The organism is Propionimicrobium lymphophilum DSM 4903 (genome assembly GCF_000423485.1).
GTDB classification, from domain to species: Bacteria; Actinomycetota; Actinomycetes; order Propionibacteriales; family Propionibacteriaceae; genus Propionimicrobium; species Propionimicrobium lymphophilum.
On the sequence record NZ_AUIB01000004.1, the window covers coordinates 1 to 21,481 of the forward strand.

The 21,481-nt window shown below is 59.7% G+C and carries 21 protein-coding genes and 1 tRNA gene; 16 read left to right on the forward strand and 6 right to left on the reverse strand.

The annotated features are described in order from the left end of the window. From G556_RS0102615 to G556_RS0102665, 11 genes are all read left to right on the forward strand, one after another. On the forward strand, positions 1 to 304 hold a 304-nt coding region (locus G556_RS0102615; RefSeq protein ID WP_028821653.1), incomplete at its 5' end, for an IS3 family transposase. Positions 305 to 346: 42 nt separating this feature from the next. Next, the gene (locus tag G556_RS0102620; protein ID WP_024111669.1) at positions 347 to 1,033 is read left to right on the forward strand and encodes a DMSO/selenate family reductase complex B subunit; all 687 of its coding nucleotides are present in this window, start codon (positions 347 to 349) and stop codon (positions 1,031 to 1,033) included. Between the two features lie 2 nt (positions 1,034 to 1,035). After that, complete coding sequence (locus G556_RS0102625) at positions 1,036 to 2,028, forward strand: dimethyl sulfoxide reductase anchor subunit family protein (protein WP_028821655.1); 993 nt, start codon at positions 1,036 to 1,038, stop codon at positions 2,026 to 2,028. A gap of 84 nt (positions 2,029 to 2,112) precedes the next feature. Continuing rightward, entirely contained in the window at positions 2,113 to 3,066 is a 954-nt protein-coding gene (locus G556_RS0102630; RefSeq protein ID WP_233418168.1) for an acyl-CoA synthetase family protein, read from the forward strand. Continuing rightward, on the forward strand, positions 3,059 to 4,189 hold the full coding sequence (locus tag G556_RS0102635; protein WP_028821657.1) for a thiolase family protein: 1,131 nt from the start codon (positions 3,059 to 3,061) through the stop codon (positions 4,187 to 4,189). Before G556_RS0102630 ends, G556_RS0102635 begins: the two co-directional genes overlap by 8 nt. 34 nt (positions 4,190 to 4,223) lie before the next feature. Further along, positions 4,224 to 4,616, forward strand: a complete 393-nt coding sequence (locus G556_RS0102640) for a twin-arginine translocase TatA/TatE family subunit (RefSeq protein ID WP_016454931.1) — start codon at positions 4,224 to 4,226, stop codon at positions 4,614 to 4,616. Beyond that, positions 4,613 to 4,807, forward strand: coding sequence for a Sec-independent protein translocase subunit TatA (gene tatA, locus G556_RS0102645; protein WP_028821658.1), 195 nt, complete (start codon positions 4,613 to 4,615; stop codon positions 4,805 to 4,807). The genes G556_RS0102640 and tatA overlap by 4 nt, the downstream gene beginning before the upstream one ends. An 8-nt stretch (positions 4,808 to 4,815) precedes the next feature. After that, the gene (gene tatC, locus G556_RS09995; protein ID WP_196801418.1) at positions 4,816 to 5,601 is read left to right on the forward strand and encodes a twin-arginine translocase subunit TatC; all 786 of its coding nucleotides are present in this window, start codon (positions 4,816 to 4,818) and stop codon (positions 5,599 to 5,601) included. 2 nt (positions 5,602 to 5,603) lie between these two features. Beyond that, a complete protein-coding gene (locus tag G556_RS0102655) occupies positions 5,604 to 5,858 on the forward strand; it encodes a DUF6457 domain-containing protein (protein ID WP_016454934.1) in 255 nt (84 codons plus the stop codon). A gap of 76 nt (positions 5,859 to 5,934) precedes the next feature. Continuing rightward, positions 5,935 to 6,594 (forward strand): hypothetical protein, encoded by a 660-nt coding sequence (locus tag G556_RS0102660; protein ID WP_028821659.1) that lies wholly within the window; start codon positions 5,935 to 5,937, stop codon positions 6,592 to 6,594. Continuing rightward, positions 6,581 to 7,408, forward strand: a complete 828-nt coding sequence (locus G556_RS0102665; protein ID WP_028821660.1) for a hypothetical protein — start codon at positions 6,581 to 6,583, stop codon at positions 7,406 to 7,408. Before G556_RS0102660 ends, G556_RS0102665 begins: the two co-directional genes overlap by 14 nt. Here the strand turns inward: G556_RS0102665 and G556_RS0102670 are convergent, their stop codons facing one another. Further along, positions 7,409 to 8,461: a CHAP domain-containing protein gene (locus tag G556_RS0102670; protein WP_016454937.1), complete on the reverse strand. Its 1,053-nt coding sequence runs from the start codon at positions 8,459 to 8,461 to the stop codon at positions 7,409 to 7,411. Positions 8,462 to 8,789: 328 nt separating this feature from the next. Between G556_RS0102670 and G556_RS0102680 the strand changes: the two genes are divergently transcribed. After that, positions 8,790 to 9,182: a GNAT family N-acetyltransferase gene (locus G556_RS0102680; protein WP_028821661.1), complete on the forward strand. Its 393-nt coding sequence runs from the start codon at positions 8,790 to 8,792 to the stop codon at positions 9,180 to 9,182. Between the two features lie 363 nt (positions 9,183 to 9,545). Here G556_RS0102680 and G556_RS0102685 read toward each other — a convergent pair. The 4 genes from G556_RS0102685 to gyrB form a co-directional block, all read right to left on the reverse strand. Beyond that, positions 9,546 to 9,619, reverse strand: a tRNA-Ile gene (locus G556_RS0102685). A gap of 124 nt (positions 9,620 to 9,743) precedes the next feature. Then, positions 9,744 to 10,205 carry a DUF3566 domain-containing protein gene (locus tag G556_RS0102690; protein ID WP_028821662.1) on the reverse strand — a complete coding sequence of 154 codons (462 nt, stop codon included), beginning with the start codon at positions 10,203 to 10,205 and terminating at the stop codon, positions 9,744 to 9,746. 35 nt (positions 10,206 to 10,240) lie between these two features. After that, on the reverse strand, positions 10,241 to 12,841 hold the full coding sequence (gyrA, locus tag G556_RS0102695; RefSeq protein WP_028821663.1) for a DNA gyrase subunit A: 2,601 nt from the start codon (positions 12,839 to 12,841) through the stop codon (positions 10,241 to 10,243). Positions 12,842 to 12,851: 10 nt separating this feature from the next. Beyond that, a complete protein-coding gene (gyrB, locus tag G556_RS0102700; RefSeq protein ID WP_051176621.1) occupies positions 12,852 to 14,858 on the reverse strand; it encodes a DNA topoisomerase (ATP-hydrolyzing) subunit B in 2,007 nt (668 codons plus the stop codon). Between the two features lie 574 nt (positions 14,859 to 15,432). Here gyrB and G556_RS0102705 point away from each other — a divergent pair. The 3 genes from G556_RS0102705 to G556_RS0102715 all read left to right on the forward strand — a co-directional run bounded on the left by G556_RS0102705 (position 15,433) and on the right by G556_RS0102715 (position 19,288). Continuing rightward, positions 15,433 to 16,530, forward strand: coding sequence for an ABC transporter ATP-binding protein (locus G556_RS0102705; protein ID WP_016454948.1), 1,098 nt, complete (start codon positions 15,433 to 15,435; stop codon positions 16,528 to 16,530). 117 nt (positions 16,531 to 16,647) lie between these two features. Then, positions 16,648 to 17,838 (forward strand): trans-sulfuration enzyme family protein, encoded by a 1,191-nt coding sequence (locus G556_RS0102710; protein WP_051176592.1) that lies wholly within the window; start codon positions 16,648 to 16,650, stop codon positions 17,836 to 17,838. Positions 17,839 to 17,902: 64 nt separating this feature from the next. Then, positions 17,903 to 19,288, forward strand: a complete 1,386-nt coding sequence (locus tag G556_RS0102715) for a DUF4032 domain-containing protein (protein WP_024111059.1) — start codon at positions 17,903 to 17,905, stop codon at positions 19,286 to 19,288. Here the strand turns inward: G556_RS0102715 and G556_RS0102720 are convergent. Further along, the gene (locus G556_RS0102720) at positions 19,285 to 19,503 is read right to left on the reverse strand and encodes a DUF2530 domain-containing protein (RefSeq protein WP_028821666.1); all 219 of its coding nucleotides are present in this window, start codon (positions 19,501 to 19,503) and stop codon (positions 19,285 to 19,287) included. The genes G556_RS0102715 and G556_RS0102720 overlap by 4 nt on opposite strands. Positions 19,504 to 19,546: 43 nt before the next feature. On the opposite strand from G556_RS0102720, the gene G556_RS0102725 reads away from it, so the two are divergent. After that, a complete protein-coding gene (locus G556_RS0102725) occupies positions 19,547 to 21,058 on the forward strand; it encodes an NCS2 family permease (protein WP_028821667.1) in 1,512 nt (503 codons plus the stop codon). The last annotated feature ends 423 nt before the right edge of the window (positions 21,059 to 21,481 follow it).

Genomic DNA, 21,481 nt, shown 5'->3' on the forward strand with positions numbered 1-21,481 from the left:
GGGCTTGATCGTCCACACTGATCAAGGTTTCCACTATCAACACTCTTCTTGGCGTCACCAACTAGAAAAACTCGGCGCGATTCAATCAATGTCTAGAAAAGGTAACTGCTATGACAACTCCATAGCAGAAAACTTCTTCTCACACCTCAAAGTGGAGTTCTACCACCAAGAAACCTTCAAAACTATTGACCAATTCATTCGTCAATTAGACGAATACATCACCTGGTACAACACCGCACGCATCCAAGAAAAACTAGAAGGCATGAGCCCGGCCCAATACCGAACTCATGCCCTAACAGCCTAAACCGGATACTATTTAAACCATCCAACAATCGGGGGACAGTTCATGTCTAACGCGGCCATTCCCGAGAGCGGGCGCCACGACACCGCCGAAGAACCGTTCACCAAGCCAGACGCTAAGTACGGATTTTTCTTCGACCAGAACCTCTGCAACGGTTGCAAGGCATGCCAGATCGCGTGCAAAGACAAGCACGATCTGCCGCTCGGCATGAACTGGCGCAGAGTCGTCGAATACACCGGAGGCACCTGGCACGAGAATAAATCGGACGGCACATTCGCCTCGAACGTGTTCGCCTACTACACGTCCATTGCTTGCAACCATTGCGAAGACCCGATCTGCGTTGAGGTTTGCCCCACCACGGCAATGACCATCCGCGACGACGGCACCGTTTACGTCGACCAAAACAAATGCGTCGGCTGCCGCTACTGCCAGTGGGCCTGCCCGTATGGCGCGCCGCAGCTCGACGCCCGCACCGGCCACATGAGCAAGTGCGACCTGTGCTACGACTACCGCTCCAGCGGGCAGAACCCGGCTTGCGTCGATGCCTGTCCGACCCGCGCGCTCGGCTGGGGTGAATACGACGCTCTGGTGGAGGAGTTCGGCTCCGAGGCCGGTGTTGCACCGCTGCCCGACCCGTCGATCACCAAACCGCACCTAGTTGTTAAGCCACACCGTGACGCCCAGAGCTGGGACGCGGGCACCGGAATCGTCCAGAACCCGAAAGAGATCTGATCATGCACCTCGACGAATTACCGATGATTATTTTCACGACGATCGCCCAGATGTCTGTTGGGGCGTTCGTCATCCTGGGCTGCATCCAGTTGGCGGGCCGCTTACGCGGGGTGCGTAACGAGGCAATCGACCGGGTGACGAATGCCGGCATGTACGCCGCCGGCCCGCTGCTCGTGCTGGGTTTCTTCGCCGCGTTCTTCCACCTGAACGACCCGTTCCACGCGCTCTACACCATGTTGCACTTCCAGAGCTCTTGGCTTTCTAGGGAGATCCTGTTCGGTGTTCTTTACGGCGCCTTCGGGTTAGCTTTCGCGCTGACCCAGTGGTTCGGATGGCTCAGCCGAAAGGTCAGGGACGTCTTGGCGGTGCTGACTGCGCTCAGCGGCATAGCACTCGTGGTGTCGATGGTTGGCGTCTATGCGAGCCTGCCCACCGTACCCGCCTGGAACTCTTGGTTCACTTGGGTGCTGTTCTTCGGTTCCGCAGCATTCACCGGCTCGCTGGCCGTCGCGCTTGCGCTGGCCGCCACCTGGCAGCAGCAGCACAAGCGCTCTGTGGGCAAACAGGGTGGCATTCGCGGTTTCTTGTCCGCTGGGCTATTCCCTGCGGGAGAGCTTCCCAACGAAGTCGGCGAGTTGACGGCCCGTTCCATCAGGACGCTAACCGCAGTTTCCGTCATTGCTGGGGCCGTCATGCTGGTGGCCTACCCGTTCCACATGGCTCAGTTGGGCCTGGGCACCGCGGCTCAGCAGCAGGTGGCCCAGAATATGATGCACAACGGCTACCTGGCGATCCGCCTTGTCAGCCTGGCACTGACCGTCGTGCTGGTTGTGCTCGCCGCCCGCGGTAACGCACTTGCAAACAAGACCCCGACCCGCAAGCTCGTGACTCTGCTCACCATTTGCCTGGTGCTTGCGGTTGCGACGGAGTTGCTCGGCCGCGGCCTGCATTACGAGGGCCTGGCGCGAGACGGCATAAATACGGTGTTCGGATAGGAACAGTCGAAGCTAGCTGGCCGGCCCGAGGGGTTGGCCAGCTATTCTTTTAGCACCATGATTTTGTCTTCTAGCCCAGCCGCCGTGAGTGAGTTTTGGCGAGCCCACGAGCTGGGCGAGCCGATTGGGCTGCGCACGTCCGGCACCACCACAGGGGCGGGGCGATTGATCGTGCGAACCACCGACTCTTGGGTGAACAGCTTCGACGCGCTCGCCCGCGACTTCGGGCTGGACTCGTCCACCCGAATGTGGATTCCGGGGCCAATATCTTCGACGATGAACCTCTTCGCGGCCTGCCTGGCAGAGCACGCGGGCGGCAGTTGGGGAACCACCCCGGAGGGCAAGAACACGGCGCAACTGACTCCGGCGACCCTGCAACGGTTAGTAACCGAGGAAGTGCCAAGCGGCATCGAGAACGCGATCGTCGCTGGTGACGGGCTGAGCCGCCGGCTGCGCGACCGAGTAGCCGAGCTAGCCGTCCACCATTACTACGGCGCAGCCGAGCTTTCGCTTGTGGCAGTGGGGAGCTGCGCGGACGATCTTCGGCTGTTCGAATATGTCTCTGCGAAGCTGGTGGGTGGCGTCTTGTGGGTGCGCTCACCCTGGCGCGCGATGGGCTACCTCTACGACGAATCCGAGGAGATTGACGGGCTGGTAGAGCTGCGAGAAGACGCCGACGGCTTCGTCAGCGTCGGCGACCGCGCGGAGCTAGACGGAGATAGCCTGCGGCTGCTTGGGCGGCCCGGAGCTGTGACCACGGCCGGCCAAACGGTACTGCTGGCGCCCCTGAGGGAAAAATTTTCCAGACTTGCCACCGGCGTCTTTTGGCTAGGCGGGCTCGACAACGAGAGTATCGGTGAGGTGTTGACGATGGTCTGTTCCCCCACCGACCTGCCGATAATGCGCGACTGGGCGCGCAGCAATCTGAAAGGCGCGGATCGGCCTAGGCGCTGGATCGCCTGCGAGGAGTTGCCGCTGACACCCGCGGGCAAGGTGGATGAGCGCGAGATCCGGAAGATTGCGGGGCGAAATGACTGAACGCAACCCCGTCATAATCGCCGCAGCAAGGACAGCGATCGCGACAACCGGAGGAATGTTCGCCAACCTAGACACCACCGAGCTGGCTGCGCCCGTCGTTGCTAGGCTCGCAGAAAAATTTTCCGAGGTCACCGAGGTCGTCCTCGGCAATGTCCGGGGGCCGGGCGGTAACCCGGCGAGGCTGGCAGCGCTCGCGGCCGGTTTAGAAAACGTCCCAGCAGTTACTTTAGATCGGCAGTGCGGATCCGGGATGGCCGCAATCGAATACGCTTACCACCGGCTGCGCAGCGAGCCAGGCGTCGTCATTGCGGGCGGCGTGCAGGCGGCCAGCACCCAACCGATCACAATCTGGCCGCCAGGACACCCGAATGCCGGAGAGCCCTTCACGAAGGCACCTTTCGCTCCCCCGCCTTGGGACGATCCGGAGCTAGGAGTGGCCGCCGATCTGCTGGCCGAGGAATGCCAGATCACCCGCGAGCGCCAGGACGCATACGCGCTGCGCAGCCACCAACGGGCATATCAATCGCGACAGACCGGCATCTTCGCTGACGAGATTGTCCCCGTAAACGGCCAGGCGACAGACGAGCGTCCACGCAAGTTCACCATGGATAGGCTGGCCAGGTTCCGTTCCGCATTCAGACCGGGCGGAACCATCACAGCAGCCAACTGCTGCGGGGTCAACGACGCGGCGGCGGCCGTCCTGATGGTTGATGGGGAAACCTTCGAGAAGCTCGACGTCCCAGGCCTTCGCGTGCTGCGGGCGGGCAGCGCAACCTGCAGCCCCGATCGTCCGGGCTGGGGCATCGTCCCGGCGGTGCGGAAACTCGGTGCCGAAGCAATCGTTCAAAACCCCGATACTGTACTCGAATTCAACGAGGCATTCGCCGGACAGGTGCTCGCCTGCGCCGACGGCCTGGGCATCGACGAAGCCCGCATCTGCCCGCAGGGCGGAGCGATCGGGCTCGGCCACCCGTGGGCCGCGTCGGGAGCGGTCTTGGCGGTCAGGCTGTTTAGCCAGCTAGTCGGTCATGGACGCCAATGCAGGTGGCTGGGTCGGCTAGGGTTGGCGGCGATAGCGGTCGGCGGCGGGCAGGGTTCCGCGATGCTCGTCGAATCGTGTTGATGCGGCAAAATGGTTACTATGCAAGGAGGCGAAGATGTTCGGTATTAACTCGAGCGAGTTCATAATTCTGCTGATTGTCGCCGCCCTCGTGCTCGGCCCCAAAAATATCGCGCAGGCGATCAGGGGTTTGCGCAGCATCCTCGAGCAGTTTCGTCGTTGGAGCGCCCAGCTTCGGGCGGACACCAGCGTCGACCTGGGCTCCATAGCGCCAGAAGACATCGAGCAGTTGCGCAAACTGCGCAGCCTCGACCTGTCGTCATACAACCCAAAGACGATGATCCGCCAGACCGTTCAGGAGGAACTGGACGCCTGGCTGAAATCGGCCGGTTCGCCGGCACAATTCAAGAAGGATAATGCCCCGGCCAACACCGGCTCGGAGTTAACCAATCCCCCGGCTAAGCCGGCGAATGACGGAGATAACCAATGAGACCAAGCCACCTAATAATCATCGCAATCGTCATCATCCTGCTGTTCGGCGCCTCCAAGTTGCCTGAGCTGGCCCGCTCGCTGGGTAAGTCGGCGAAGATTCTCAAGTCCGAGCTGTCCGATCTCGCTGAGGACGACAAAGCGGTAACCGACGGCAAGGACGAGACCAAGCCGTCCGAGGACAAGGAATAACTTAACCCGTGAGCCGACGCGACCCCGAGGCGAGGATGAGTATCCTCGGGCACCTAAGAGAGGCCAGGAGGCGAGTGCTTTGGGCGCTCGTCGGCATTGTCGTGGGCGCGATCGGCGGCTGGTTCCTGGTGGATCCGGTGCTGAATTTCATGCTCGAACCACTGCGTGAAATCGCCGGCCCGAAGACCCAGATTAATTTCCAGACCATCGGCGCCGCGTTCGACTTGAAGCTGCAGATCTCTATCTGGCTAGGCATTTTGATTGCCTCGCCGTGGTGGATTTTCCAGATTCTGGCGTTCGTTGCCCCCGGTCTGAAACGATCGGAGAAACGCTGGTTGGCGTTCTTCGGAATCGCCGGTGTCGTGCTGTTCGTGGCTGGCTCGGCGACGGGCGTCTGGGTGGCCCCAAAGGCCGTAACTATCCTGCAGAGCTTCGTGCCCGATGGCGCCTACTCGCTGATTCTGGCGTCCAGCTACGTGACCTTCTACATGCGGCTGGTCATCGCGTTCGGCATCTCGTTCCTGGCTCCAGAAGTTCTGGTGATGCTCGGCGCGCTCGATCTGCTGAGCGCCAAGTCCATGCTGAAGGGCTGGCGCTGGGCGACGATGATCGCGTTTATCTTTGCGGGCGTCGCTAACCCACTGCCGAGCCCGTGGCCGATGGTGGTTCAGGCGCTCATTCTGCTGGCGCTCTACTTCCTGGCAGTGCTAGTCACCTGGCTGCTGCAGCGGCGCAGGGCCGACCAAAAAACGTCCGATCCACAACGTAAGAAACTTGATTATACGAAGGAGTAAAAATGTCCGATCCGGCAAAATCCAAGGAACACATGGAGTGGCTGCAGCGGGTTATCGCTGAGCTGGGCATCGACGAAGAAGTTTTGGCAGCCCAGGACTCGCTATTAAACATGACAGCTCGCGTTGCGCACGGCCCGAGCCGTCCCGCTGCCCCGATCACCGCATACCTGATTGGTTACGCGGCAGGAGCCAAGGGAATCGACGCTTCCAAAGCGGCGGACGACCTTGCTGAGCTGGCGAAAAACTGGAACTCATAGGGGTTATATTCAGGGTTAAATTTAAGTTAGCGAGAGCGTAGATACCCGCTTAATAACCAATGAAAGAGGCGAATAAATGCATGAGTTTCACCCCACCGAGGCATCAGACAAAGACGACCTCATCGGGCGTGGAGTGCGGGTGGCGACAGCCGCCAGCGTGCTATCTATGCTTTTTGCCCAAGCCCCAGAGGCAGGGCTACTGGAAAACATTACAAATCCCGAACTGCTGAAGCTATGGCCGCTTCGCGACGAGACGTCCGGTAAGGGCATCCGGATGCTACTGAACAGCAACGAACACAGCGGCATCATGGCACGAGACTTCCGCAGGCTTTTCGGTTTCAACGGCACGCTCATCAATACCGGAAGCGCGTTTCACAAACTGACCAATCACGAGGGACCCTGCGAGCTGTGCCTGAAGAACTCCAAGGAGGTTGTTGGGCTACAGCGCTACCCTGAGCTGCCCGACGAGCACATCTCTAACATCCTGGGCAGCTGCGGCACGTTGGCCGGCAAAATGACGGCTGCGGCGAGGACCGCGACCAAGGACGTCAAGATCGACTTCGCCTATCGCCTACGAGACCTCGTGAACGGCTGGGCAATGCCGCTGGGCACCTTCATCGCCGACGGTCTGCAGGAATTGGCCCAAAGCCAGACCTACAAGGCAGCCGGCTACCTGCTGAAGGGTTTCCTGGACGAAACCGCGGACCTCGCTAAGACCGCGCTTGAAGATGACTAACCTGGCCCGCCTGGTCAGGTGGCTGGCCGCGCACGACGAAATCGATACCGCGGTTCTCCACTGCCCGCATACGGAAAGACCAAAGGTGGCTAGACGCTGCCTTTCCATCCGCTGGGACGATTGCCTCGCCACCGTCGACGTTCGTCCCCTGGCCGTGTTGCTGGCGAAGGGCTGCAATTATCTTCAGGTTTACGCCTGCCCCGAACGCGAGCTTCCCTCCGGCGCTTGGCAGAGCGCGCTCGGCGACCTGATCGGCCCGTACGAAGAGGTCAATCGGATCGGTCAGGGCGAGGGGCTGGACATGGCGTCCGTGCCGTTCCCGCGCAGGCAACTTTTCGCCGTCACCGGGATCGGCGAAAAGGACGATCAAGATCTGGCCTACGAGGCCTTTCACGAGCTCGTTACCCAACAGGCCATCCCCCTGCCCGGAATGACGGCAGAGGAGCGTCTGCACGCCATGCGCTGCCCATGTTGCAGCGCGCACGCGTCGGACTGCAAGGTTTCTTGGTTAACCGATGAGGGGTGGCTGGAATCTTGCCTGGCGTGTCGGGTCAGCGTGCACTACTGCGCGGAATTCTCCGACGACGAAACCAAACGAGAAGACGAGATCGGTCTGAGCCTGTTAGAGGCATTCGAGGCGCGAAAAGAACGTCCCCAGGCCAAATGCGTCGAATGCGGAAATCTGCACCCGAAGAGCGAGGGCGAACTTTGCGCGCTTTGCAAATGGCGCAGCGAGCACCCATTCGAAGCGACTATGCCGCCCGAGGTTCTAGAAAAATTACCCGAAGCCTTAAGAAAAAAGCTCGGCGGCTAGCTACTTTGTAGCCGCCGGCAACCAGACGCCGGACCAGCCGATGATCGGCTGACCCCAGCCGGTGGCCGGCTCGTTGATGGACATCTTGCCGACGCCAGTGGATGCACCGTTGCTGTAGATCATTCCATCGCCAGCGTAAACGGCGACGTGGCCGTACGGGTTTCCAATGGGGGCGCCGTCGTACCAAACCAGAGCGCCGACGGGGATGTTCTCCATGTCGGTGTGCATCTGGCCTGCCGCCTCGATTGCTCGAGCGGCGATGATTGCGCTCGCGGTGCCGGAGGATGAGTAGCCGTAGATATCTGCGGAAAGCTTGAGGCACATCTGCTCGTAGCCGTGATTGCCGACTAGAGACGCGGCTCGCGCCATAGCCTGCTCAACAGTGAATGGAGTCAGCTGTCCTGGAGCAAAGTTTTGCGAAGGATCGTATGCCTTGATCTCTTCGATTTTCTGCTGCTCGGCCTCCGCAGCTTCGGCCTCTTCCCATTCTGAAAGGGCCCGGCGCGCGGAGTCGCGGCTGACCAATTCTGCCTGACGGTTAAGCTCTGCGGCGGTAGCGACGGCGTCCTGGGAAACAGGATCGATGGTTGCGTCCGCGACGGTCTCAGCAGCGGTGGGCTGAGTTGCGGCCATAACGACGCTCGGGCCGGATAGCAGTGCGCCGGTGGTGGCGCCGATTGCTGCCAGCACGCCGGTGGCGGCGAGCAGCTTGCGAGGATCGAGGATCTTCTTGGTGTCTTTTGCTGCGAAAGCGGGGGGCGCGATGAGAGTCGGAGCGTCTTCTTCGACGAGAGCGCGGGCTGCGGAGCCGGTCTTGGGAGTGTCTACGACGTCCACGATTGCGCGGCGCGCGCAACTCATAGTTGCTGGGGCGTCGACGGCGCGGCGAGCTGCGTAGCTCTCTGGCATCGCGCGGCGGGCGGCTGCGGGAACAGTGACCTGCACGGCGTCGGCCTGTGCGCGACGAGCGCATGCAGCGGCTCGACGTGCAACACCAGCACTTACAACCGTGGGTTCAATTAGCTCGTTAGGCATTGCCCTGCGTGCGCTCATTGTCACCTATTCACTCGCTCAATAAATCTGAGAAAATCTTAAACGATTCTAAGCTTTCTCACAAAACGTCTTAACTTCTTGTTGCAAGCGGGGGCGGGATTTGCTCTTACAAGTAGACGACCTGCTCACCATAGCACCAAATCCCGCGTTTTAGCACGATATTGCACGTAGTTAAGCTGTAACTATGTCGCTTCTTACGCAACTCGCGCTCGTCCAGAAAACAGATTGGCAGGAGCTGATCGACTTCTACGATCGCGTCACCGAGGCGACTTTAGGTAAGAAGCACAACCCCGGTTAGGCGAAGGGAGAGTGGCCGAAAGAGGATTTTTTGCAAGACCTTATTAATAAGGGGCGCCTTTTCAAGGCCTGCATCGACGATAAAATCGCAGGTACTTTGGCGGCCGATCACAACACCACGCCCGGATACGAGGACGTGCCCTGGCTGGTGGACGCGGCACCCAACGAGGTGACGATGTTTCACGTGGTCGCCGTGGATCCAGCGCTGCAGCGCTCGGGAATCGCCAAGCGGGTCGTTCAGATGGGCCTAGACCTGGCCCGCGAAGAGTGCCAGAGGTCTGTCCGGTTGGACGTCTACCCAATCAATCTTTCCGGTCGGCGCCTATACGAGGCTTGCGGATTTCACTACCACGGCCAGCATCCGTTGTACTACGACGGTTTCGACGTCATCCACTCGCACATATACGAGTTCCCGCTGGCCTAGCTGAGCCCAGCGCAGATTAATCTTGCGAGATAAAACTGATTTTCGAAATCTTCGGGAACGAAAAAGCTCGTAGTCGGACTTTTTGGTTCCCGTTGTTCTCAAATAAATTAGGGGGAACGAAAAGGCTCGACTACGAACCTTACGGTTCCCGTTAACTGAAAAAGAATTAACGAGAACCAAAAAGTTCGACGTCGAACCTTTGGGTATTAACCCCACATTTTGGCCATTAACCCGAGAATTTGAACGCCCCACCCCGTTTAAGGTGTGGGTCTTTCAGGGAATTAATCGAACGAATTAGACGCGATTTAGACGCGATCCAAGAGGCTCAGAAGCGTTTCCCCTAGTCAATAGGGCATAAAAAAGTGGGTCTAACTGGACTTGAACCAGTGACCTCCGCCTTATCAGGGCGGCGCTCTAACCGACTGAGCTATAGACCCATTTTCCGCCGCTCTCTCAAGCGACGAAAAAACATATTAGCGCAGCTACCGAAAAGATACAAACTCCGAGATGTTTAACTTGGTTAACCCAAATCGATAGGCCAATTCGGCAGCCGATATTTACTTACTCCTCCGAGAGCGTCACCTCTACGCCGCCCAGCAGCGAGCACGACACGTTGTACAGGAAGGCGCCCAGCGTCGCCAGGGCCGTCATCAGCACCACATTGATGGCGCCGAACACCAGGGCCAGGCCCATTACGCGCGGGAAATCGACGTAGTCGGTGATCTGAATTGAGCCCGAGCCGTCCGCGTTAGACAGCAGAGCGTTCATCGCTTCCTCGACCTGGCCGAGAGCGCCCGAGATGGCAATCACGGACCACAGCAAGGCCGTCGCCACCAGCACAACGATGAGACCGGCAACCGAAAACAGGAAAGCCGTCTTCATCATCGACCAAGGATCGATCCTGGTCAGCCGCAGCCTAGCGCGACGCACCGGGCGAGGCGCGTTCTTCAACTCGGAGAACTCCCCAACCCCGGACACCTTAAGCGTCTGCGGAGCGGCGGCCTCGTTAGTTTGCTCGCTCATAGTTTCCTCTCAGCTGAATAAGACTTAAGTAAAACCTAGCTGTCTAGAGCCTCGAAATCCGGCTCAGACACATGTTCCTCGCCAGTTTCCGCGACGTCAACAGCATCGGCAGTCTCTTCTGCGTGCTCCTCGTCTTCGCTCTCCGGGCTCAACGTAATCGCCACAACCGGGTCCTTACCACCAGTATTGACGAACTTGACGCCCATCGTGTCGCGGCTAGTCACCGAAACATCGGCAACCGCGCTGCGAATGATCTGGCCCGAATGCTTAATCGAGATGACCTCGTCGCCCTCGGTGACGATCATGCCACCGATCAGGCCTCCGCGCTCGTCGCTAAGACGCATGGTCTTGATGCCAAGACCACCACGGCCCTGCACGCGGTACTCGCTAACCGGGGTGCGCTTCGCGTAGCCCTCGTCGGTGACTGTGAAGACGTAAAGCTCGTCCTCGTCGCTATCGGCGGGAATGACGCCCATGCTAAGCAGCTCGTCGCCCTCGCGGAACCTCATGCCGGTGACGCCGGAAGTGGTGCGGCCCATCGGGCGAACCTCATCGTCGGAGGCATTGAACCGGATGGCCTGCCCCTTCTTCGAAATCAACAGGACGTCGTCCTCGGGGTTGACCAGCCTTGCGCCGATCAGCTCGTCTTCCTCATCGCGGAAGTTGATGGCGATCAGGCCTGCCTGACGCGGCGAATCGTAGGCCGAAAGCTTCGTCTTCTTGATCAGGCCCTTGCGGGTGGCAAGCAGCAGATATTCGGCGTCGTCATAGCTGCGCAGACTGAAGCACTGGGTGATGTGCTCGTCGGGCAGGAAGCTGAGGATGCCAGCAACATGGCTGCCCTTCGAATCCCTGCCAGACTCCGGCAGATGCCAGCCCTTCGTGCGGTAGGCGCGTCCCATGTTGGTCAGGAATACCAGCCAATCGTGGTTGGTGATGGTGAACAGGTGATCGACCTCGTCCTCGGCACGCAGCGATGCGCCACGAACGCCCTTGCCGCCGCGCTTCTGAGTGCGGTACTGGTCGATGCGGGTGCGCTTGATGTAACCGCCGCGAGTGATGGTGACAACCATCTCCTCATCCGGAATGAAGTCCTCATCCTCGAAGCTGCCCATGTCGGCAACGATTTTAGTGCGGCGATCGTCACCGTACTTATCGACGATCTCCGCCAGCTCGGAACCGATGATCTGACGCTGACGATCCTCCGAAGCCAAAATGGCCTTCAAGTCGGCAATCGTCGCCTCGAGCTCTTGCAATCGGTCAATGATCTTCTGGCGCTCCAAAGCGGCCAGACGACGAAGCTGCATGTCCAGAATCGCCTGGGCCTGAACCTCATCAATGTCTAGCAACTTCTGCAGGCCCTTATTGGCCTCGTCGGCGTTCGGCGAGCGGCGAATCAACGCCACAACCTCGTCGATCATGTCGAGCGCCTTAACCAGGCCTCGGTAGATGTGGGCCTGCTTCTCAGCCTCGGCCAGGCGGTATGCCGTGCGCCTCTGGATGACCTCCATCTGGTGGGCGATCCAGTAGCTGATGAACTGATCCAGACGCAGCGTACGCGGGACTTCGTCAACGAGCGCCAGCATGTTGCAGCTGAAGTTATCCTGCAGCTGAGTGTGCTTGTAAAGGTTGTTCATCACGACGCGAGGCTGTGCGTCACGCTTCAGCGTGATGACCAGGCGCTGGCCGGTACGTGCAGACGTGTCGTCGCGGATATCGGCGATGCCCTTCAGCTTGCCGGCGTTGACCAGATCGGCGATCTTCTGCGCCAGGTTGTCCGGGTTGCACATGTAAGGCAGCTCGGTGACGACCAAGTCGGTGCGTCCGGTGCTGGACTCCTCAATGTTGATGACCGCGCGCATCTTCACGGAACCACGGCCAGTTCGGTAGGCGTCCTCGATGCCCTTGCGGCCAACGATCTGGGCGCCGGTCGGGAAGTCCGGGCCCTTCACCCGTTCTATGCAGGCCTCGAGCAGTTCCTCCTCGCTAGCGTTCGGGTTGTCCAAGCTCCACTGAACGGCCTCTGCCACCTCGCGCAGATTGTGCGTCGGAATGTTGGTGGCCATGCCCACCGCGATGCCCTGCGAGCCGTTAACCAGCAGATTCGGGAACCTCGATGGCAGCACAACCGGCTCTTGATCGCGGTTGTCGTAGTTCGGCTGGAAATCGACGGTGTCCTGGTCGATGTCCCTGACCATCTCCATGGCCAGCGGCGCCATCTTGCACTCGGTATAACGCATCGCAGCCGCCGGGTCGTTACCAGGAGAACCAAAGTTGCCCTGACCGGAAATCAGCGGGGCGCGCATAACCCAGCTCTGCGCTAGCCGAACCAAAGTGTCGTAAATCGCCGAGTCACCGTGCGGGTGGTACAGGCCCATGACCTCGCCGACGACGCGGGAGCACTTGTTCCAACCACGGTCAGGACGATAGCCGCCATCGTACATCGCATAAATGACACGACGGTGAACCGGCTTCATACCGTCACGGACGTCAGGAAGTGCACGCCCGACGATGACGCTCATGGCGTAGTCAAGGTAGGAGCTTTGAATCTCCGACTGTAAATCAACCTGTTCGACGCGTGCGTGATGGCTGGTGTCGAGGCCCTTGTCGCCCGCACCCTGTGAATTGTTGTTCATCTAAAACCTCTTAAATATCCAGGAAGCGAACGTCTTTAGCATTGCGCTGAATGAACTGCCTGCGCTGTTCGACGTCCTCACCCATCAAGATCGAGAACATCTTGTCGGCGCGAGAGGCGTCTTCGAGAGTCACCTGCAGCAGAATGCGCTTCTCCGGGTTCATCGTGGTTTCCCACAGATCTTCGGCATCCATCTCGCCCAGGCCTTTGTATCGCTGGATCGGGTTGGTGTTGGGCAGACGCTTGCCTGCGGCCAGGCCGGCCTCGCGCAGGGCGTCGCGCTCCACATCGGTGTAGGCCAGCTCGTGCGGGGCGTTCGTCCAGCGCAGCCTGAACAGCGGCGGCTGAGCCAAGAAGACGTGGCCAGCGTCGATCAGCGGGCGCACGAAGCGGAACAGCAGGGTCAGCAGCAACACGCGAATGTGCGAGCCGTCGACGTCAGCATCGGCCATCAGCACGATCTTGTGATAACGCAACTTGTTGATGTCGAAGTCGTCATTGACGCCGGTGCCCAGCGCCGTGATGATTGCCTCGACCTCCTTGTTCGCCCAGATGCGGTCGACGCGCGCCTTCTCGACGTTCAGGATTTTGCCTCGCAGCGGAAGGATCGCTTGGGTTCGCGGGTTGCGGCCACCCTTAGCGGAGCCACCCGCAGAATCGCCCTCCACGACGAAAATTTCGCACTCTTCGGGGTTCTTCGAGCTGCAGTCCGACAGCTTGCCAGGCAGGCCGCCCGAACCGAGCAGACCCTTGCGGTTACGCGCCAGGTCGCGGGCCTTTCGGGCCGCGATGCGGGCGGACGCGGCGGCCATCGCCTTGCGGACAATCTCTTTACCCTGGGCGGGGTTACGTTCCAGCCAGTCGCCGAACTTGTCGTTGACGACGCGCTGCACGAAACCACGGGCCTCGGTGTTGCCTAGTTTCGTCTTGGTCTGGCCCTCGAACTGGGGGCTGCCGATCTTAACGGAAAGGATCGCGGTGAGGCCCTCGCGAAGGTCCTCGTTGCCGACGCGGTCTTCCTTCTTCTTCATCAGGCCCCAGGCCTCGCCCCACTTGTTAATGGTCGTGGTCAGCGCGGCGCGGAAGCCCTCCTCATGGGTGCCACCCTCGTGAGTGTTGATGGTGTTTGCGAAGGTATGCATCGAGCAGCTGTAGGAAGCGCTCCACTGCATCGCCAGCTCGAGGCTCATCTCGAGCTCGGACGAGTGCGCCTCGATGTCGATGATGTCGGTGAACACGGTGTTGGTGCCGGTCAGGTATTTGACGTAGTCGACCAGACCGTCTTCGTATTTGAAGGTCTCGGAGGTGGGGTTGCCGTCCTCGTCGACTCGTCCCGGACGCAGATCCACCAGATCGATGCGCAGCCCCTTGTTCAGGAACGCCATCTCGCGGAAGCGGGTGGCCAGCGTCTCGTAGCTGAAGTCGGTGGTCTCGAAGATATCCGGGCTCGGGTAGAACGTGATGGTCGTGCCAGTGCGGTCCGTCTCTTCAAGGCGCTCGATCTCGTGACGAGGAACGCCTAGATCGAAGGTCTGGCTCCAGTGGTATCCGTCGCGGTAAACCTCGGCGGTCATCGTGGAGCTCAGCGCGTTCACAACCGACGAGCCGACGCCGTGCAGACCACCGGAAACCTTGTAGCCACCGTTGCCGAACTTGCCGCCGGCGTGCAGCACCGTGAGGACGACGGTCAGCGTCGACTTGTGTTCCGTCGGGTGCATCGAAACCGGAATGCCTCGGCCGTTGTCGCTGACGCGGGCACCGCCCTCGGGCAGCAGCTCCACCTTGATGGTGTCGCAGTAGCCGGCGAGCGATTCGTCGACGGAGTTGTCAACGATCTCGTAAACCAAGTGGTGCAGACCGCGAACGCCCGTTGAGCCGATGTACATGCCCGGACGCATCCGGACGGCCTCGAGCCCCTCGAGAACCTGAATCTCGCTGGAGTCGTAACTTCCTTCGACGCGCTGGTTATCTTCACCGTCCTCGATCTCGAAGTTCGCCTCTGCAACGTCTTCTTCGATGGCGTCCCTCGAGTAGCTCGCGTACTCGTCGTCTTCGACACCTGGTTTAATTTGCGCCTGATCGTTATCGGCCACCTGTGCGACTCCTATTAGTTCATAAAAAGCCGCTTCGCAGGCGCCGGCGACGTGGTCACTTTGCGCATTTGCTAGCCAAGCACCCCGACTTACCCCTATGACTCAAGAGGCCTGCCCGGCGTTCTGGCGCGGCTGGGGCTTGCCCCCTAACGTCACGATGCTACCACTAATACGCATCTTCCCCGAATATTTTGACCCCTGGCGCCCCAACTTTGCCTTTTAAGCCACCTAAAAGCTACGCAGACGCGCTGAAGGCGTGTTTCCGAGGGGAACCATGGGAGAGACCAAAAGCGTCTCAGATCAAAATTTGCATTCTCGGCCACCGCCGTTACCAGGAGGCTTAAAACCTGCCTGGGGCAACTTTCGGCAACTATTATGGCGCACGCGGGCGCATATGCGACAATTATCGATGTCGGCAAACTATGTCGACCGGTTATTTCAACCGTTTCCACAACGGATCGTCGGGCACGTACCTGCCCGTGGAAAGGATGTGCGCCACATGGCCACTGTAAGTTTTCGTGATGCAACTCGTATCTACCCCGGCTCGGATCACCCGGCCGTAGACAAGCTCAACCTAGACATTGAAGACGGCGAACTTATGGTTCTCGTCGGCCCGTCGGGTTGCGGCAAGTCCACCTCTCTCCGCATGGTTGCGGGCCTAGAAGAGGTCAACAGCGGATCCATTTGGATCGGCGACCGCGACGTCACCGATGTAGCTCCAAAGGACCGCGATATTGCGATGGTTTTCCAGAACTACGCGCTTTACCCGCACATGACCGTTGCGGACAACATGGGCTTCTCGCTCAAAATCAAGGGCTTCAACAAGGAAGAGCGCCTCGAGCGCGTTCGCAAGGCAGCCGACCTGCTCGGCCTGAGCGAGCTCCTTGAGCGCAAGCCCAAGAACCTGTCCGGCGGTCAGCGTCAGCGTGTTGCGATGGGACGCGCAATCGTCCAGAATCCGAAGGTCTTCCTCATGGACGAGCCGCTAAGTAACCTGGACGCCAAGCTGCGCGTCCAGACCCGCGGCCAGATCTCGGAGCTGCAGAAGCGCATGGGCGTCACCACCCTGTACGTCACGCACGACCAGGTGGAGGCAATGACCATGGGCAGCCGCGTCGCCGTCATGAACGCCGGCGTGCTGCAGCAGGTTGACACTCCGCTGGCCCTATACGACAAGCCCGCCAACATTTTCGTCGCAGGGTTCATCGGCTCCCCGGCTATGAACCTGATCGAGGCGAAGATCGTCGACGGTGGCGTCGAGATCACCGGCCACACCATTCCGGTTCCCCGCGAGGTTCTGGATAAGGCGTCTGGCAAGACCGTAACCATCGGTATCCGTCCGGAAGCATTCGAGATCTCTAGCGACGGCAGCGGCATCGCCCTTGACATCAACACTGTCGAGGAAACCGGCGCAGACACTTACCTGTACGGCGCACTCGAAGGTGAGGGCGAGAAGGCCCTGACTGACGAGTCCAAGCAGATCGTTGCTCGTGTGAACACTCGTGTCACCTCGGGCGCGAACTCCACCGTCCGCGTTAGCGTCGACCCGGCGAAGATCCACGTCTTCGACAACGAGACCACCAACCGCATCTCGTAAGAAACGAAAACCGATTAGGCCCGGCCCAATATTTTAGGTCGGGCCTTTTATTTGTATGGCGATTGGGTAAGTAGACTGATAAAGAATTTTGAAACTCCCCTAACCAGGTAGGCGATAATGAGCGATGAGTCGACGAACCTAGAAAAAATAAACGACAGCAGACTGGCGGGTCTGCGGTTTGGAATCGGTGGCGACACCAACTCCGGATCGGTTATGCCACCGATCTATTCGTCGGTGAACTACGTTTTCGATAAGCCCGAGATCCACCCCGAATACGACTATTCGCGCACCAATAACCCCACCCGCGACGTCCTAAACAAGGCATTGGCTCAGCTTGAGGGCGGCACGACGAGCACCCAGGTGGGAAGCGGATTGGGCGCATACACGCTGCTCATCCTCGCGCTGACGAAGGCCGGCGACCTGATCGTCGCGCCCAAAGACTGCTACGGCGGCACCTGGCGCCTGCTCGACCATCTGGCCACCCGAGGCGACCTGCGAAACGAATTCATCGACACCGCTAACATCGACGAGGTTCGCGAGGCCTGCCAGAAGAACCCGCGGATGGTCTTCGTTGAAACCCCGTCCAACCCGCTTCTCGGCATCACCGATATCGAAGAGGTGACGAAGATCGCCCACGAGGCTGGGGCGCTGGTTGTCGTCGACAACACCTTCTGTTCGCCGCTGCTTCAGCACCCGATCGAGCTCGGCGCGGACATCGTCATGCACTCCACTACAAAGTTCATCAACGGCCACTCCGACGCCGTCGGCGGTGCCGTTATCGCGGCCGACGAAGAAATTGGCGCCCAGCTTAAGCATTGGGCGAACGTGGCCGGCCTCACCGCGGGCCCGTTCGACTCCTGGCTAACGCTTCGCGGCCTACGCACACTGTACGCCAGGCTGCGCGCGAACCAAGAAAACGCGAAGGCGCTCGTCGAGCTTCTGGTCTCGCACCCCGCCGTCGAAAAGGTCTACTACCCCGGCCTCGAATCGCACCCTGGCCACGACATCGCGAAAAAGCAGATGGAAGGCCCCGGTTCGCTGCTCAGCTTCGACCTGGCTGGAGGGCTGCCAGCTGCGGAACGTCTCGTCGACGGTCTAAAGGTGTTCAACCTGGCGCAGTCGCTGGGTGGAATCGAATCGCTTATCTCGATTTCGGCGCTGATGACGCACAACGGCATGACTCCCGAAGCCCGTGCCGCTGCCGGCCTGAAGGACGGCCTGCTGCGCATTTCTGCCGGCATCGAACCGACACAAGACCTGCTGGCCGATCTTCGCGCGGGCCTAGACCGCGCCAGTGAAATCGACTGACAGAATTCGGCGCAGTTTTCGCCTAATGTAGATCTAGCTAATACCGACTTTGGAAAGTATTAAGATGCCTCGTTTTCTATCAGCAAAACCCGATTCGCGTCTGCTGCCACTGCCCTGGCACCTGCCGCTAGTGGAATGGCCGACCGAGCATCTAGTTGCGCTGCCCCGAGGCATCTCCCGACACACAGTGCGATTCATCAGGGTCGGCGACGACGTCTACGCGGCTAAAGAGGTCATTGAACACCTGGCAATCCACGAATACCGGCTGCTGCACGACCTGAGCCGCCTGGGCAAGCCAGCGGTTCAGCCGATCGGCGTCGTAACAGGGCGAAAGGACGCCAATGGCGACCCGCTCGACCCGATTCTGCTGACCAAACATCTGGAATTCGCGCTGCCCTATCGCTCGCTGTTCATCCCTGGCACAAGGCGCGAGACCGTTCTTCGTTTGCTGGACGCGATGGTCGTGCTGATCGCCAAACTGCACCTATCCGGCTTCATGTGGGGTGACATCTCGCTGTCAAACGTCTTGTTCCGGCGTGACGCGGGCGAATTCGCAGCTTACCTCGTCGACGCCGAAACCGGCGAACTACACGACGAACTCAGCGAGGGCCAGCGCCTGCACGACATCGAGATCGGACGCATCAACGTCTTCGGCGATTTCAACGACCTGGCCGCCGGCGGGCAACTGGACAGCTCCTGGGACCCGCTAGAGCTGGTCGATATCGTCAACGAACGCTACACCGAGCTGTGGAACGAGCTGACCGGTGTCGAAGAATTCAGCGGAAGCGAGCTAGACCGCATAGAAAACCGCGTCCGACGCCTCAACGCGCTGGGCTTCGACGTCGCCGAGCTGGACATCGACACCTCCTCAGACGGCCAAAAAATCAGGATCCAGCCGAAGGTCGTGGACGAAGGCCACCACTCCCGTCGCTTGCTGCGCCTGACAGGCCTGGATGCCCAGGAAAACCAGGCACGACGCCTGCTCAACGACCTAGACACCTACCGCGCCTACCACTCGCGAGATAATAAAGACACCGACGAATCCGTCATCGCGCACGAATGGTTGACCAAATGCTTCGAGCCTGTGATTAAGAGCGTCCCCGAAAAATACAGTCTCAAGCGCGATCCCGCGCAGCTTTACCACGAGGTACTCGACTACCGCTGGTATAAATCGCAGAACGAAAGCCGCAATGTGCCGCTTAAAGAGGCCGTTGAGGGCTACATCAACGACGTCTTGGTGAACCTGCCGGACGAGAAGATGACCGACACGATTCCTCCCGAGAGTGCCGAACCCATCAACCCTTACGACCCGTCGCTGGGCTACAAGGACGGCGAAGACGACCTGCCACCCGTCGAAGACCCGTGGGAGAAGGGCCTAGAGGACGTCGACCTTAACGAACTCAACTTCTTCGACATCGACAAGCTGCGCGCGCAGGCCGAAGGCAACTAGCGCCTGCGCCACAGGCAATAACCGAGGCCGACGACACCCACCGCCAGCCCAGCCAGCGCGGAGTGCACCTGCCAGGCGGGTGCACTGGTCAGCAACAAAACAGCCAGCAAAACCAGGCATGCAACCAGCCCGACGACGAAACAATTAACCCCGTCGGCATCGACCGGTTCAACCTGAGCCTGCTGAAGACGCGGATGCTTTTCGTCAATTGCCATGTCCTAATTCTATGTGAACTCACAGAATGCATAGGATTAACGCGTGACTGCATCCACAAACACGCAAGCTATCTCCGGCTTCGACAAGTACTTCGAGATCACCAAACGTGGCTCGGACACGAAGAGCGAAGTCCGTGGTGGCTTAGTTACCTTCTTCTCAATGGCCTACATTCTGGCCCTCAACCCGCTAATCCTGGGCACCGCAGCCGATAAAGACGGCCTGCTGATCTCCGGCGAACCTAAATTCACCGACGCAGCCCAGACCATCGTCGACACCGCGGCCGTTGGCCACTCCATCGGCATGGTGGCCATAGTAACCGCACTGCTCGCAGGCGTACTGACCATCCTGATGGGTGTCATCGGACGCTACCCGATGGGCATGGCCGCTGGCCTCGGCCTAAACGCCATGGCCGCATACGTCATCGCCCCTACCATGACCTGGCCGCAGACCATGGGCTTAATCGCCTGGGAAGGCATCATCATTACGCTGCTGATGCTCACCGGTTTCCGCGAGGCGGTTTTCCGCGCCGTCCCGAAATCGCTTCGCACAGCCATCAGTGTCGGCATCGGCCTGTTTATCACGGTCGTCGCATTCAGCAATGCCGGCGTTATCCGCAAGGGCGCCACCCTGACGACGCTCGGCGTCGACGGCACGCTCATGGGCTGGCCGATCGTCATCTTCTTCGTCACCTTGCTGCTGCTCATCTTCCTGTACCAGCGCAGGGTGAAGGCCGCCATGCTCATCTCGATCGCGGTCGGCACCGTGCTGGCCATCATCGTTGAATATGCAGCTAGCGTAGGCCCACGCACAGACGATGAGCCCACCGGCTGGTCGCTTAACATGCCCGCACCGCCCAGCCTCGACTCGTTCACCACACCCGACTTCGGGCTGCTTGGCCGCGTCGACCTGATCGGCGGGTTCGCTCGCGACGGCCAATTCACCTCGGTCTCCATCCTGACCGGCGTGATGCTAGTGTTCAGCCTGCTACTCGCCGACTTCTTCGACACCGTCGGCACCGTCGTCGCCGTTGGTAGCGAAGGCGGCCTGCTGGACGAAAACGGCGAGCCCCCGCATCTGCGTGAGATCCTGCTCGTCGACTCCGTATCCGCACTGTTCGGCGGCCTCGGCTCAGCATCGTCCAACACGAGCTTCGTCGAATCGACCGCAGGCGTCAGCGCCGGAGCTCGCACCGGTTTCGCATCGGTCATCACCGGCGGCGCATTCCTGCTTTGCATCTTCCTGACGCCAGTCATCAACATGGTTCCGTCCGAGGCAGTCGCCCCTGTCCTGGTTCTTGTGGGCTTCATGATGCTTTCGCAAATCAGCGAAATCGACTTCACCGACATCGAGATGGCGCTGCCCGCGTTCTTCACGATCGTCATGATGCCCTTCGCCTACTCCATCACCGACGGCATCGGCATGGGCTTCATCGCATTCGTGCTGATGAAGACCTTCGCAGGCAAGGCAAAGCAGCTACACCCGCTGATGTGGGTCGTCTCCGCCCTGTTCTTGATCTACTTCCTGCAGGGCTTGATCGCCACAGCGATCGGTTAACTCAAAAACTGTTGGGGTGTCGGGTTTCCGGCACCCCACTTTTGCGTTTACGAGAACCAAAATGTTCGTACTCGAGCTTTTCTGCACCCGCTAAAAATTCTCTAGTTAGCGGGAACCAAAACATTCGACTACGAACTTTTTGGTTCCCGTTGTTTTTCGTTGACGTGACGACCTGCCTGCTACCCGCCTCTGGTGACTGGTCAAAGCGCTCGCGGCTGGTGGTCGGCTTGTCTGGGTTTCGGCGGTTGTGGGATTCGGGTCTTTGCGTCACTGGCAACGTGTCTCCGCTCCTCATCCAAGCGCTTTGGCGCTTAGATATCGTCGCTCCCGCCACGCCTTGATGTTTCTTCAAAGACCCGAACTCCCACAACCTCATGCCTTTAGGTGGTCATCCGAATTATTGCGTCAAAAAAGGCTCGTCTA

Coding starts and splice junctions, on each gene's coding strand:
- G556_RS0102620 (WP_024111669.1), top strand. CDS start 347: ATGTCTAACGCGGCCATTCCCGAGAGCGGGCGCCACGACACCGCCGAA.
- G556_RS0102625 (WP_028821655.1), top strand. CDS start 1,036: ATGCACCTCGACGAATTACCGATGATTATTTTCACGACGATCGCCCAG.
- G556_RS0102635 (WP_028821657.1), top strand. CDS start 3,059: ATGACTGAACGCAACCCCGTCATAATCGCCGCAGCAAGGACAGCGATC.
- G556_RS0102640 (WP_016454931.1), top strand. CDS start 4,224: ATGTTCGGTATTAACTCGAGCGAGTTCATAATTCTGCTGATTGTCGCC.
- tatA (WP_028821658.1), top strand. CDS start 4,613: ATGAGACCAAGCCACCTAATAATCATCGCAATCGTCATCATCCTGCTG.
- G556_RS0102655 (WP_016454934.1), top strand. CDS start 5,604: ATGTCCGATCCGGCAAAATCCAAGGAACACATGGAGTGGCTGCAGCGG.
- G556_RS0102660 (WP_028821659.1), top strand. CDS start 5,935: ATGCATGAGTTTCACCCCACCGAGGCATCAGACAAAGACGACCTCATC.
- G556_RS0102670 (WP_016454937.1), bottom strand. CDS start 8,461: ATGAGCGCACGCAGGGCAATGCCTAACGAGCTAATTGAACCCACGGTT.
- G556_RS0102690 (WP_028821662.1), bottom strand. CDS start 10,205: ATGAGCGAGCAAACTAACGAGGCCGCCGCTCCGCAGACGCTTAAGGTG.
- gyrA (WP_028821663.1), bottom strand. CDS start 12,841: ATGAACAACAATTCACAGGGTGCGGGCGACAAGGGCCTCGACACCAGC.
- G556_RS0102705 (WP_016454948.1), top strand. CDS start 15,433: ATGGCCACTGTAAGTTTTCGTGATGCAACTCGTATCTACCCCGGCTCG.
- G556_RS0102710 (WP_051176592.1), top strand. CDS start 16,648: ATGAGCGATGAGTCGACGAACCTAGAAAAAATAAACGACAGCAGACTG.
- G556_RS0102715 (WP_024111059.1), top strand. CDS start 17,903: ATGCCTCGTTTTCTATCAGCAAAACCCGATTCGCGTCTGCTGCCACTG.
- G556_RS0102720 (WP_028821666.1), bottom strand. CDS start 19,503: ATGGCAATTGACGAAAAGCATCCGCGTCTTCAGCAGGCTCAGGTTGAA.